We start from the raw sequence: 13084 nt of genomic DNA on the forward strand, positions 1-13084 counted from the left end.
TGGGAGGAGCACCGCCTTCCTTCAACCACCCCGTCACCAACGCCTCGGCCTGGTAACGATCTCCTGGCGCACCAAGGAAGGGCCCTTGCTTTTCCCCTTGCTTTTGGTATACTTATCGCTTGCTGGACCGGACGAAGTGCAACCGAAGTGGCTGTTGGGAGTTCCCCAACGAGCGAGTAGGGGCACGTGTAGTCGGTCGAAACGGTAAGAAAAGGAGGGGGAACAACCAATGGCCACCGGCAAGGTGAAGTGGTTCGACGATTCCAAGGGTTACGGCTTCATCGAGCAGGAGGGCGGGCCGGATGTGTTCGTGCATTTCTCGGCGATCAACATGCCCGGCTTCAAGTCCCTGCGCGAAGGCCAGATCGTGGAGTTCGAGGTCGAACAGGGCCCGAAAGGGCCGCAGGCCAAGAACGTGACGGCACGGTAAATCACGTCCAGAACGAGCTAGACCAAGCGGGGCCCCGGAAACGGGGCCCCTTCCTTATTCTGCTCGACGAGAACTTGTAGCCGGGTTCCCGAGCCCCCTGGTCTCCTCGGAGATGGTCGCACGCCTCCTACCGTGTGCTCCAGGTGGCGAACGCCTGTTTGCCGGCCGCGGTGAGGAACGCCCAGCGGACGAGGGCCATCCGGTCATGGTGGAACGACTCCCCGAGACCGTCAAGGTACCGGTGGATCGCGTCCCGCAGGTTCTTGAGGCCATCGTGGGTGGGGGCGGCGAGGATGGCGGCGGCGTGGCTGAGGAGGTCATCGGGGACGCCGAGGAGGCGCAGTTCCTCCACCGCCCAGTGCCGGGTCGGAGCCCACGACCCGCGGGCCACGGCGAGGAGCTTGACCAACGCGAGGCCGGCCTCGCCGAGGATCAGCCGAGCGGTGAGTTCCCGGTTCCGGTCCAGGCACTTCGCAGCCCGACCGAGAGCGAACACCGTCTCCAGGTAGTGCACCTTGAGCCGGACCTCCCGCACCTCCGGGGGGAGCACGGCCAGGCGGCGGAACAGGGTGGCCAGCCGCCCCGCAGGGTCGTGGAGGATCGCCGCATGCTGGAACGGGTAGTGGTCGAGGTCGTGGGTGGACCGTTCCAGTGCGGCGAGCTCGCTCCACGAACGCAGGTAGAACTCGTGGTCCACCTTCTTCGGCGGCCCCTCGTCGATCACGAACACGTGCCGCTCCTCCATTGGGGTGGCGGCGTAGGCCGCGTCGTCCATGGCCACCTCGATGTCGTAATCGGAGAGCCGGTCCCGGAACGGCCGGCTGGCCGAGCCCACGAGGTAGACCCCGATGACCCCTGGCTTTGTCGTGTACGGCGCGCTGAGCTCCCTCGCCCTGTCGAGGGCGGATCCCCCGTTGAAGCCACTGGTACCGGATCCGTGGGGGTCGGGTCTTGATCTCTCGCTCATTGTTTGTCTACCCCTTTCCGTGCTTGGACGACTTTGCCGCTGCGCTGCAAATGGGCCGGCGGCCCAAGAGTCGCTCCAGGGCTCGGTTGACCTTGGTCAGCCGGGACTCCTCGGGTCCCAGGGGCTCCACGAGCACCGTGTACAGGCCCATCCGCCTCCCCCCAAGGACGTCGGTGAGGAGCTGGTCCCCGATCACCGCCGCCTCGAAAGGCTCGGCCCCCAGGAGCCTCAGGGCCCGGCGGAACCCACGCTTGAAGGGCTTCCGGGCTGGGGCCACCACCGGGATCCCCAACCTCTGCAGCTCTTGCACCACCGGGGCGTCCGGGGGAAGCCGGGCGTTAGAGAGCACGGCCAACCGAAACCCACCACCTTGAAGGCCCCGCAGGAGTTCCCGAACACGTCGATCCAACGCCCCCCGGCGCCACAGGCCTAAGGTATTGTCGAGATCGAAAAGAAGGGCCCCCCTCCCCCGCCGCGCAAGCCCGCGGTAGTCCACGTCGTGGACGGTGGGGGCTTCTTCGTCGGGCCGTACCCACCTCACGGCTCGATCTGGATTTCCCCGATCGTCACGTGCTCGGCGGCGGCCCGTAGCACGCGAAGGACCTCGTCAACGCTTCCCGGAGCCACGTAGATCTTGAACAGCTTCCGCCCGCCCACATCCCGGTACTCCCGGCGTACGTTGGCCACCCCGTCCATGGCCGAGAACGCCGCGTCCAGGAAATGGAGGGCCTCGTCGTCCGTCTCCACCCACACCACGGCCGCCTCCGGGGGCGGGGAAAGTTCGCGCAGCCGGGCGAACCGGTCACCCATGGCCACCCTCACTCCGCGCCAGGAACTTGCGCAGGGCAAGTTCGGGGTCGCATCCCCAGTGGCGGGCAAGGGCGGCCACCTCCACCAGCATCTCCCCTACCACCGCCTCCGGGTCCGGAGCGGCCTCGGGGATGCGCAGATGCCGTCCCACCGGGACGGGCTCCCCGGACGCCTCCTTCACCTCGACGAACTTGCTCGCCGCAAGCAGGGCCGGCTTGCTCGGGTCCAATCGGTGCCCGCCTTCCCGCTGCTTGATCTCCTCCCACCGTCGGCGGACCTCGTTCGGGGTGGCCGCCTCCCCCTCGCCGAACACATGGGGGTGCCGCCGCACGAGCTTCTCCCGCAGGCCGTCGGCCACGTCGCCGATGTCGAACCGGCCGGCTTCGGCCTCGATCTGGGCGTGAAGGAGCACCTGCAGGAGGAGGTCCCCCAGCTCCTCACGGAGCTCGACCGAGGCCTCGGCCTGGAGGGCCTCGGCCACCTCGTACGCCTCCTCCAGGAGGTAGGGGATCAGAGTGCGGTGGGTCTGGGCCCGATCCCACGGGCACCCGTCCGGACCACGCAGGTGGGCAATCACCTGCACGAGCTCCCCCAGCGCCCGCGCCGCGCCGTCCGGCGCCCGCGGCTTCCTCACGCTCATTGCGACGGCGGCTCCGCCGTGCCGCCCAGTTCCTCGAGGAGCGGGCCGACCTCGCCCGCCCGGAAGTTGGGGTCCGCGGCCCGGATGCGCTCCAGGTCCGCTTTAGCCTTGTCCTTCTGCCCGAGCTCCTTCTCGAGCAGGGCCCGTTGCCACAGCGCCTCCAGCCCCTGGGGGCCAAGGGGCTGGCCGGGCCCGACCCGCTGCTCCTCGCAGGCGACCATCTTGTCGTAGATCGCCAGGCGCTGCTGGGATGTGGTGGCCACGGCCAAGGCCTGCCGGTAGTAGTCCATCGCTCGGTCGTACTGGACCCGGGGCACATAGGAGTCGCCGAGGCCCACCAACGCGTCGAGGTTGCCCGGGCTGAGCTCGAGGATGGCCTCGTACTGGCGGATGGCGGCCTCGTACTTGTACTGCTCCCGGAAGTAGCCGGCGAGGCGGAACCGGGTGGTGGTATCCTTGGGATCCAGCTCCACGATCTTCCGGGCGATGGTTTCCTTCATCGTGACCTCGAACGCCCGGGGCAACGCCTGCCGGTAGTAGTCCAGTGCCTTTGCCTGGTCGCCCTGCTGGAGGTACACGTCGCCCAGGCCCACGTAGGCTTCAGCCCGGTAGGGAAATTGCTTGATCACGTCTTGATACCGGCGCTTGGCATCCTCCAGACGGCCAGCGGCGAAGTACCCGCCGGCCAGCTTGATCTGGACCTCCGACGTCGGGTTCCGCTTGTAGGCGGCTTCGTACTGGACGATGGCGCGCTGGGCATCCCCTTGAGCGAGGAGGAGATCCCCCATCAGGGTGAGGGCGGTGACGTTCTCCGGCTCCCGGGCCAGCACCTCCTCCAGGAGGGGTTTCGCCTCTTGGTACTGCCGACCCTTCACGTACGCCCCGGCGAGCTTGAGCTTGAGGGTGACGCTTCCCGGTTGGAGCTCCAACCCCTTGCGGTAGGCCTCGATCGCCCGCGCGTAGAGCTCCATGGCCATCGCCGCGTCCCCCTGGCCGGTGTAGGCGGCCACGAAGTCCGGTTTGGCCTCGATCGCCTGGCGGTATTCGGTGTCGGCCTGGACGTACCTGCCCAGGCTGCGGTACAGCTCGGCCAGGTGGTAGCGGAACTGGGGATTCCGCGGATCCAGGGCCAACGCCCGCTGGTAGAGCGCCTCGTCGGCCTCCCCGGTCTCCACGAACGCGAGGTACGCCTGCACCGCCTTCGCCTTGTAGTCCGCCTCTTGGGCACGGAGGCGTTCGAGCTCGGCCTCCTCCTCCGGGGTCCGCTCCGCCTTCTTCTCGAGCTCTACCCGCTTCGTGCCGACACCGGTGAATAGGTCCTCGTACAACCGGCCGATGTAGTAGTTCAGGTAGGGATCCTCGCCCGTGCCCGCCTCTCGGGCGCTGAGCAGGACCTGTACGGCCTGCTCCTTGTCCTTTCCCAGGAGAAGGGCGGCGGAGAGCAAGGGATCGGACACGACAAGCTGGGCCGCCTGACGGCGCGCAACGTACCAATCGTTCCAGCGCTTCCCTTCCTCATCCTGGAGGTAGTCCTTCTGGACCTGGTCGCGGACCTCGGCGAACGTCGGGATCACCGCGGCTTTCCGGTCGAGGACCTTCAAGATGTGGAAGCCCTGCTCGTCGTCCACCACCGTGACCTGGCCGGGGGCGAGGCCAAATGCTGCCTCCTCCACCTTGGTGGAGAACGTGGACCCGCCGCGGGCGAACCAGTCCATCTCCCCGCCCTGGTCCCGAGTGGCCTCGTCCTTGGAGTATTCCCGGGCCAGCGCGGCGAAGTCCGCCCCCGCGGCCTGGACACGGCCCAGGAGCTCGTCGGCCAACTTGGCCTCGTCGACCAGGATGTGGGCGACCTTGATCTTCTCCGGTTCAGACTGATACCGGTCTTGGTGGGTGGTGTAGTACGCCTGGAGCTGGTCGTCCGTGGGCTGGATGGGGCCGACCACGAACTGGCGCAGGCGTTCCTCCCGAAGCCGGCTCTCCTCGGCCATCGCCAACTGACGCCGGTATTGGTCCAGGGTTAGCCCCAAGGTCTTGAGGTAGCTTTCGAGGCCCTTCTCGTCCCCGCCGAACTGGGCCAGGATCTGCTCGTAGCGGCTGCGCGCCGCCTGGTCCACCTCGGCCTTGGGGACGCTGATCCGCAGCCGCTTGGCCTCCCGGTCCAGGATCGCCTCGCGGATGATGCCCTCGGCGGCCGCGGCCACGTACTGCTGGCGGCGAAACGCTCCCTCCAAACCCTGGAGCTCGGCGGTGAAGTCTTGGCCGAACATCCGGTAGAGTTGCGTGTAGTACTGGACGAGGTTGTCGTAGGCTTGGGCCAGCTCCTGGCGGGTGACCTTGCGCCCCTCGATGGTCATGATCGTCTCTTCCGCGCTGCCCTTGGCGGCTGGGGAGAAACGCTGGAACGTGTAGAGCCCGACGCTGCCTAGAACAAACCCAACCACGACCACCATGATGATGGCCACTTTATGCCGTTGGAAGAACCGGTTCATGAGTTCTCGTCACCCCGTTTTCCCCATGAATCGCTTAAGGTTCCGCGCCGCGGCCCAAATCCCGCCGGCCAAGCCGACGAGGATCCCGCCGAGGCGCCCGCCCTTGCCCCCGGTCAGAAGGTCGATCCCATAGCCAGCACCGTACCCAACCAACGCCCCCCCAGCCACGGTGAACCCCAGTTGCCCGACCAAGGCCAGCCCGCGCAGCGCCTCCCGCAGCGGGTCAGATGTCCTGCCATGCCTCTGCGGAGGCAGTGGGACCTTCCTCCTTGTGGCTCCGCGGCCGTAGGTTCGCCACCGGCGGAGTGCGGGACCGCACCGTAAACCGAATGCCCGTCCGGGTTTCTCCGTTCACGTCCACCTCGACGAACGAGGGCACAAAGAACAGGTCGAGCCCGCTCGGGGCCACGTACCCGCGGGCGATGGCGATGCACTTCACCGCCTGGTTCACGGCCTTGGGGCCGATGGCCTGCAGCTCGGCCACACCTTCCTCGCGGAACGTGTTCGCCACCGCCCCCGCGGCCGCACTGGCAACCGAAGTCGACGCGATCTTCAGCACGTTCACGGTTACCTCCTTACTTACCGGGCCGTCTCCACGAACTGGGTCTGGCGGATGACGGTCACCTTGATCTCCCCTGGGTATTGGATCTGCTTCTCGATCCGCCGGGCGATATCATACGCGAGCTTTGCGGCCGCGTCATCCGTGGTTTTTTCCGGCTTCAGGATCACCCGCACCTCCCGGCCGGCCTGGATGGCGTACGCCTCCTTCACCTGGGGGTAAGCGCAGGCCAGCTTTTCCAGCTCCTCCAGCCGCTGGAAGTACCGCTCGTAGGTCTCCTTCCGCGCCCCGGGCCGGGCTGCGGACAGGGTGTCGGCAGCCTGGATGAGGACCGCGGTGACCGTGGCCGGTTCCACGTTGCCGTGATGGGCGGCGATGGCGTTGACGATGGGCCAAGGCTCCCCGTAGCGCCGGGCGAGGTCGGCCCCGATCAGGGCGTGGGGGCCCTCCACCTCCTGGTCCACCGCCTTCCCGAGGTCGTGGAGGAGGCCGGCCCGTTTGGCGGGTTTCGGGTCGATCCCGATCTCCTCGGCGAGGAGCCGGGCGAGGAAGCTCACCTCGAGCGCGTGCTGGAGCTGGTTCTGGCCGAAACTCGTGCGGAAGTGAAGCCGCCCTAGGAGCACGATCAGCTCCGCCGGCAGGTCCACCCCGGCCTCGAACGCTGCCTTCTCCCCGTATTCCTGGATCAGCTCCTCGACCCGGTCCTTGGCCTTGCGCACCATCTCCTCAATGCGCGCGGGGTGGATGCGGCCGTCCTCGAGGAGCCGCTCCAGGGCCAACCGGGCCACCTCGCGCCGGATGGGATGGAACGAGGACAACACCACCACCTCCGGGGTGTCATCCACCAACACCTCCACCCCGGTGAGCGCCTCGAACGCCCGGATGTTGCGGCCGTCGCGGCCGATGATGCGCCCCTTGTAGTCGTCGTTGGGGAGGGGCACCGCGCTCACGGTGGCCTCCTCCGCGTAGTCCAAGGCATAGCGCTGCACGGCATCGGCGAGGATGCGGCGGGCCCGGCGCTCCGCCTCCTGCTTGGTGCGCCGCTCCACCTCGGCGATCTTTCGGGCGAAGTGCCGCTCGGATTCCGCCTCCACAAGCTTCAACAGGTAATCCTTGGCTTCCTCTTGGGTAAGCCCGGCCAGCCGTTCCAGGAGCGCCTGCTCCTCCGCCAGGAGCTTCTGCCCCATCTCGATCAGCCGCCCCAGCTCCGCCTCGTCCTGACGGAGGGAATCCTCGATCATCTCGAGATAATTGCTCTTCTTGCCCAGGCGGTCCTCCCGCCCGCGGAGCCGTTCCTCAGCTTGGGCAAGATCGGCTTCCTTCTTGCGGAGTCTCTCTTCCTCCCGTTCGCGGAGCTCAGCAACCTCTTGTTGCACGGTGAGGAGCTTTTCTCGATAGATGCGCTCAGCCTCCTGGCGTGCCTGTTCCAGGATGGCCTCCGCTTTGCGCCCGAGGCGGCGGTTATGCCACCGGGCGAGGAGGAGTCCGGCGGCCAGGCCCACCAGGAGGGCGCCCGATCCGATGAACGCAAGCACACTGGTCGTGGCCATTTCCCATCCCTCCTTTGGGCCGGTCAGGCAGTTGACCCACTTTATTCCCTCGGCCGGGTTTCCTCAACCAACCACGCCGCGCCGGCAGGGACGAACAGCAGGCTCCCGAGCAGGGTGAACCCAAGCCCGAGCAGGGCCGAGGTCCCCAGGAGCCGGAGCCCTGGGGTATGAGCGGCCAGGAGCGCTCCGAACGCGGCCATGGTGGTCAGGGAGCTGGTCAGGATGGGAGCCATGCTGGTAGCGGCCCCCCGGGCCACCGCGTCCCCACCCTGCCGCCGCTCTTCCTCCACCCGATGCAGAAGGTGCACGGCGCTGTCCACCCCGATCCCGATGAGGAGAGGGGAGATCACGATGTTGGTGAAGTTGAACTCAATCCGCAGGAGCCTCATCCCCGCCAACATCCACACGTACCCCATCGCCAGCGGGGCCATCGCCAGAAGCGCCTCGCTTGGGCGCGGGAAGTCCCGCCAGATGAAGATCAGGATGAGGACCACGGCCAAGATGGTGGAGAGGGCGAAGTCTCGCTTCATGTACCGCTCCAGGCGGGCTTGGAGCTCGGGGAGCCCGAAGTACTCCACCCCCAGGGTTCCCGTCCAGTCCAAGAATTCCTGGAGGTTCCGACCTTCGTAGAGCGTCCTTTTCATCCGCGCCTCCACCACGTACTGGGCCTTCGCTGTGGAGTACTGGGCCCGGATGTCCTCCGGGAGGAGCGAAAGCAGCCGGACCACCAACTCCGGCTCCGGGGGTAGGGCCTCGATGGCCGCCACGAACGAGGCCAGCACCGCGAGGTCGGCCGCCAGCTCGGCCACCGTCTTCTGGACCGATGCCCGGTCTACCCCCCGCATCGACCGCCACACCCGAACCAGCTCGTCCGTCCCCTGGGCGAGGACACCGGCGAGACGGGTCTGCCCGCTCAGGGCGGCGAGGAGCTCGAACTGGGACAGGCGGGACAGCAGGATCTCCACGTCGGCCAAGATGGCGTCCCACCGCTCCAGGTTCTCCTGCAGGGTTCCCACCGCCTGGTGGGCCGCGGCCAGCGGCACGTCCTGGAGGGAGACCTGCCCCCGCAAGAGCTCCTGGGGGAGGAGGTCGCGCACGGAAGCGGTGGACTCCACCAGGGGATGGGCGGCCAGCTTTGCCTCGAGGGGCTTGATGTCCTCTGGCCGGGCGCAGAAGAACCGGAACGTGTCCCCAAGCCAAATCTCGCCGGCGAACTCGCGGGTGATGGTGGTGAGCACATCCTGGGCCGAGGTCGGTGGGGCGAGCTGGGCGGACACAAACCGGAAGTGGACGTGGCTCGCCTGGTACACGAGGGCCCCGGTGATGAGGAGCCCCACCACGACCACCCCCCGGCGCTGCAGGAGAAGCCGATGATAGGCATGCCGCAGGCGGACCGACGGGAGCGGAGGCCGCTCCCGGAACTGACGCCGGAAGACGGCATAGGTCAGCGTGACCAGGCTCGGGGTAACGAGCAACCCGATGACGAGGGCGATCACGATCCCCACGGTCATGATCACCCCCATCTCCCAAAGCGCCCGGGAGTTGGATACAAGAAGGCACGCGAACACGGCCGAGGTGGTCACCGCCGCGATGATGCACGCTTCGCCCTTGCTGCGGATGGCGGTGGCCAGCGCCGCCCCCACCGAGCTGCCGAGCACCCGCTCCTCGGCGTACCGGGCGAGAAGGTGCACGGAGAAGTCAATGCCCAGCCCGAGCACCAGGGCCGGCAGGAACGCGGTCAGCAGGTTGAACCCGCCCACCGCGAACTTGGCCCAGGCCATGGTGAGAAGGGCCGACACGAGCACCGGCACCAACGCCACCACGCACAGGAACGGGCTGGTGAAGGCGATGAGGATCAGCACGAATACGGCCGTGGAGGAGATGATGGTCACCAGGTTCATGTCCCGGCGGATGACCTGGTCCACCTCGACGCTCGTCACGTACGGCCCGGTGACCCCGGCCGTGACCCCCACCGCGCCGAGGTCGGCCCGGGCCACCGCATCCCGCACGCTGCGGGTGATGCGGTGGTTGTAGTCCAGGCCTTCGTAGGCCGACCGGGCCGGCCAGATCTGTACGATCAGGCGCGTGTGATCCCGGGACAGGATCGGCTGGCCGGTGTCTTCGGGGAGGGGGCGGGCCTTCACCGCGCGGACGATGCCCGCCGCCTCGTCCAGGAGCCCCTGCACCCGGGGCAGGTCCTCGAGCAAGGCGACGGTGCTCCATCCGGCCTGGGCAAGCTCGTGCAAGGCCTTCTCCACCGCGTCCGCATCCGTGATGGCCCCGGACGCCACCGCCGAGAGGAGCTCGGCCACCGACGGGACGCCGCCCGGGGGCAGCGCCGGGAGAAGAGCCAGTACCTCCTGGGCGATGTCCCGCAGGCGAGAGAGCTCCTCAGGGGACAGGGTGCGGAACAGGAGGAGCTCGGGGGGGACGGGAATTCCCTGCCCAAGTCGGTACGAGGCCCCGATGATCTCGGGGTCGTCGAGCTCGGCGATCACCCGGTCGGCGGCGGCGAACAGGATCCGCGCCCGCTCCTCCAGCGAGGCCGGCGGCGCGGTCAGGGTGAGCAGGACCGCCACCACATCCGTGGTGGCCAGCTCCTCCTGCACCTCTTGGAACCTCTCCACCAGGGGGTCGCGCTCCGGCAAGAGGTCAATGTAGGAACTGCGAATGGGGAGATCCTGGATGTAGTACAGGGCCGCCCCCACCAGGGCGGCCACCAACACGGCCACCACCGCCGCCCAGCGCCCGGTGATGGAGACGATCCCCCCGAGCACGCGGGCCCGCAGGCCGCGGCGTTCAGCCTTGTTTGGACTCTTCTCCGGATGGGGTCCGAATGGTGATGTCATAGCCGGTGAGTTTGGCCGCTAGCTCTACATTGTGACCATCGCGTCCGATCGCGAGCGAGACCTCGTTGGCAGGTACGGTGACCACGGCCTTCTTGGCCGCTCCGTCCAACTCCACCTCCAGGGCGCTGGCCGGGGCGAGCGCACCCCGGATCACCTGGCGCACGTCCTCGGTCCACCGCACGATGTCCACCTTCTCCCCGGACAGCTCCCGGCTGATGGCCCGGATCCGGCTACCCCCCGCCCCGATGCAGCTCCCCACCGGATCGATGCGTGGGTCCACCCCCCGCACGAGGACCTTCGACCGCACCCCGGCCACCCGGGCCACCTGCACCACCTCCAGCATCCCCTGCTCCAGCTCCGGCACCTCCAGGGCGAGGAGCTTGGCCACGAATTGGGGATGGGCGCGGGACACGTAGATCTTAGGGTCCCCTTGCGTCTTCTCCACCTTGTAGAGGTAGGCGCGCAGACGCCGCCCGGGGATGTACCGCTCGCTGGGGATCCGTTCCTCGTCCGGGAGCAGCGCCTCCGCCTCGCCCAGGTTGATCCACACGTCGCGCCCCTCGAACCGGTGCACGAACCCGTTCAGGATCTCCCCGATGCGGGAGGAGTACATCTCGTAGAGCGTCTCCCGCCGGCGGCGCAGGATCTCCCGGCGGAAGAACTCCTCCGCCCGGCGCGTCGCGATCCGCCCCAGTTTGCCCAGATCGAACCGGGTCCCGTTCACGTACACGTCGCCGGAGCGGCGGTCGATCCTGACCTCGGGGGGCTCGTCCCCGCCGAACTCCGCCTGGTACGCAGCGGCAATGCCCTTCTCCATGGCCTCGTAGGCCACCTCCCGGTCGATGCCCCGCGCCCGGGCCATTTCCTCCAGCGCCTCGAGGAAATCGATGTTCATCGGCCCTCCCCCTCATAGACGACCTGGGCCTGCACCACGCGCGACAGGGGGACGTCCACCCGGTCCTGGCCAAGGTCAAGGGTGATCGCGTCGTCCACCAGCTGCACCAGCCGCCCCTGGTACCGAGTCCGGACCGCCTCCCCCTCTCCAGGGGCCACCTGCACCCGGACGAGCTTGCCCAAGACCCGTTCGTAGTGCCACCGTTCCCACAGCCCCCGCTCGACCCCCGGCGACGACACCTCCAAGAGATAAGAAGAGGATAGCAGATCCGCCTGGTCCAAAAGCGCCTCCATGGCCCGGCTGGCCCGGGCACAGTCGTCCACGGTCACGCCGCGGGGATGGTCGATGTACACCACGAGCCGTGCGTAATCGCGGCAGCGGTGGAGCTCCCAGTGGTACAACTCCACCCGGGCTCGGTCCGCACCTTGGCGCAGGAGCGCGTCGATCTTTTCCCGTAGCATTTCCATGTTTGTTCATTATACTTTCCCCACAGGATGGGCACAAAGAGCGGATCGCGTGTGGATCGGGTCTCGGTGGCCGAGGCCGATTCCGGGGAGCGGGTGGACCGCCTGCTCGCCCGCAAGCTCGGGATCTCCCGCAGCTACGTCCGGGCCCTTTTGGCCAGCGGGGCGGTGACCATCGGGGGGGGCGCCCCCGACCCGGACCGGCGGGTGCAAGCCGGGGAGGAGGTCGTCGTGGCCTGGGACGGGCCGGGGATCCCGGCCACCCCGTACCCGATCCCGATCCTGTACGAAGACGAGCAGGTAGTGGTGGTGGACAAGCCCCGCGGCCTCGCCGTCCACCCGGTGGGTCCCGGGCGCGGGGTGACGGTGGTGTCCGCCCTGCTCGCCCAGGGGCCGCTGGCGCCGGGGGCGCCGGGTCGGCCCGGCGTGGTCCACCGCCTCGATGTGGCCACCACCGGGGCGTTAGTCCTGGCCCGGACCGAGTCCGCCCGAGCGTCGCTCGTCTCCCAGTTCCAAGCCCGCACGGTGGTCAAGGAGTACCTGGCGGTGGTGGAGGGGGAGCTCGATGTGGACGAGGGGGCGATCGAAGGGCGGGTGGAACGGGATGACGCGCGGCCGTGGCGGATGAAACTCGGGGGGATGGGCAAGGATGCGCGCACGGAGTTCACCGTGCTGCGGCGGAACCAGGGCCGATCCCTGCTCCTCGTGCGGCCGCACACCGGGCGCACCCACCAGATCCGCCTGCACCTCGCGGCGATCGGCCACCCCGTGGTGGGGGACCCGGTGTACGGGAAGCGCGGGGAGGCACTCCTCCTCCACGCGTGGCGGCTGGGGTTCCGTCACCCGGCTACCGGGGCGTGGATGGAGTTCGAGGCCCCGCCTCCGCCCGAGTTCCTCCCCTGGCTTGGCGGGCCAAGTAGTACGCCCCAGCGCTGAACTGGGTGGCCACCGCCGCCCAAAACGCCCACCCCCCGTACGGGGTGACGAGGAGGAGGACGGCGGCGAGGGCGGTGAGGCCGGCCGCGGCCTTGCCCGGCCAGCGGGCCACGAACTCCTCCCGCCGTTGCCACAGAAACAGCGTCCCCACCCCCAGCCCGAGCTGGGGGATGAGGAACAGGACCGGTCCCATGGGCGGGAGCCTTCCCACCGCGGCCAAGGAGGAGAACAGCCCGAGGTAGAAGAGCTTGTCCACGGTCGGGTCCAGGAGCTGGCCGACCTCGGTTACCTCCCGGTGCCGCCGGGCGATCCAGCCGTCGAGGACGTCGGTGGCGAGGGCGCACAGGAACACGGCGAACGCTGGCCACCACCGTTCGGCGAGCACGGCGATCACCGTGGGAGCGATGAGCACCCCGCGGAGCACGGTGAGCGCGTTGGCCAGTGTCATCGCCCCGATCATACCCCCGGCAGAGGGAACGGCCAATGGTCCGAGGG

The 13084-nt window shown here is 68.4% G+C and carries 13 protein-coding genes and 1 pseudogene; 2 read left to right on the plus strand and 12 right to left on the minus strand.

Going from position 1 to position 13084, the window contains the following annotated elements; all coding sequences use genetic code 11:
* The first annotated feature begins 229 nt into the window (after positions 1–229).
* Positions 230–430: a cold-shock protein gene (locus NUV94_02305; GenBank protein MCR4391620.1), complete on the plus strand. Its 201-nt coding sequence runs from the start codon at positions 230–232 to the stop codon at positions 428–430.
* Between the two features lie 127 nt (positions 431–557).
* Here NUV94_02305 and NUV94_02310 read toward each other — a convergent pair whose 3' ends face one another.
* The 11 genes and pseudogenes from NUV94_02310 to NUV94_02360 form a co-directional block, all read right to left on the minus strand.
* On the minus strand, positions 558–1265 hold the full coding sequence (locus NUV94_02310; GenBank protein MCR4391621.1) for a hypothetical protein: 708 nt from the start codon (positions 1263–1265) through the stop codon (positions 558–560).
* A 139-nt stretch (positions 1266–1404) separates the two neighbouring features.
* On the minus strand, positions 1405–1938 hold the full coding sequence (locus NUV94_02315) for a YqeG family HAD IIIA-type phosphatase (protein ID MCR4391622.1): 534 nt from the start codon (positions 1936–1938) through the stop codon (positions 1405–1407).
* Complete coding sequence (locus tag NUV94_02320; protein MCR4391623.1) at positions 1935–2207, minus strand: hypothetical protein; 273 nt, start codon at positions 2205–2207, stop codon at positions 1935–1937. Before NUV94_02320 ends, NUV94_02315 begins: the two co-directional genes overlap by 4 nt.
* Positions 2200–2847, minus strand: coding sequence for a MazG family protein (locus tag NUV94_02325; protein ID MCR4391624.1), 648 nt, complete (start codon positions 2845–2847; stop codon positions 2200–2202). Before NUV94_02325 ends, NUV94_02320 begins: the two co-directional genes overlap by 8 nt.
* Complete coding sequence (locus NUV94_02330) at positions 2844–5336, minus strand: tetratricopeptide repeat protein (GenBank protein ID MCR4391625.1); 2493 nt, start codon at positions 5334–5336, stop codon at positions 2844–2846. The genes NUV94_02325 and NUV94_02330 overlap by 4 nt, the downstream gene beginning before the upstream one ends.
* 9 nt (positions 5337–5345) lie before the next feature.
* Positions 5346–5528: a DUF3482 domain-containing protein gene (locus NUV94_02335; GenBank protein ID MCR4391626.1), complete on the minus strand. Its 183-nt coding sequence runs from the start codon at positions 5526–5528 to the stop codon at positions 5346–5348.
* 133 nt (positions 5529–5661) lie between these two features.
* Positions 5662–5901, minus strand: a pseudogene (locus tag NUV94_02340) (stage V sporulation protein S).
* Between the two features lie 14 nt (positions 5902–5915).
* The gene (gene rny, locus NUV94_02345) at positions 5916–7445 is read right to left on the minus strand and encodes a ribonuclease Y (GenBank protein ID MCR4391627.1); all 1530 of its coding nucleotides are present in this window, start codon (positions 7443–7445) and stop codon (positions 5916–5918) included.
* A gap of 41 nt (positions 7446–7486) precedes the next feature.
* Positions 7487–10294: an MMPL family transporter gene (locus NUV94_02350; GenBank protein MCR4391628.1), complete on the minus strand. Its 2808-nt coding sequence runs from the start codon at positions 10292–10294 to the stop codon at positions 7487–7489.
* Positions 10245–11189: a transcription termination factor NusA gene (gene nusA / locus NUV94_02355; GenBank protein MCR4391629.1), complete on the minus strand. Its 945-nt coding sequence runs from the start codon at positions 11187–11189 to the stop codon at positions 10245–10247. The genes NUV94_02350 and nusA overlap by 50 nt, the downstream gene beginning before the upstream one ends.
* On the minus strand, positions 11186–11656 hold the full coding sequence (locus NUV94_02360) for a ribosome maturation factor RimP (GenBank protein MCR4391630.1): 471 nt from the start codon (positions 11654–11656) through the stop codon (positions 11186–11188). Before NUV94_02360 ends, nusA begins: the two co-directional genes overlap by 4 nt.
* A gap of 27 nt (positions 11657–11683) precedes the next feature.
* On the opposite strand from NUV94_02360, the gene NUV94_02365 reads away from it, so the two are divergent.
* The gene (locus NUV94_02365) at positions 11684–12589 is read left to right on the plus strand and encodes an RluA family pseudouridine synthase (protein ID MCR4391631.1); all 906 of its coding nucleotides are present in this window, start codon (positions 11684–11686) and stop codon (positions 12587–12589) included.
* Here the strand turns inward: NUV94_02365 and NUV94_02370 are convergent.
* The gene (locus NUV94_02370) at positions 12501–13037 is read right to left on the minus strand and encodes a CDP-alcohol phosphatidyltransferase family protein (GenBank protein ID MCR4391632.1); all 537 of its coding nucleotides are present in this window, start codon (positions 13035–13037) and stop codon (positions 12501–12503) included. The two genes, NUV94_02365 and NUV94_02370, sit on opposite strands and share 89 nt — an antisense overlap.
* Between the last annotated feature and the right edge of the window lie 47 nt (positions 13038–13084).

Source organism: Candidatus Acetothermia bacterium, from assembly GCA_024653305.1.
Lineage (GTDB): Bacteria > Bipolaricaulota > Bipolaricaulia > Bipolaricaulales > Bipolaricaulaceae > JACIWI01.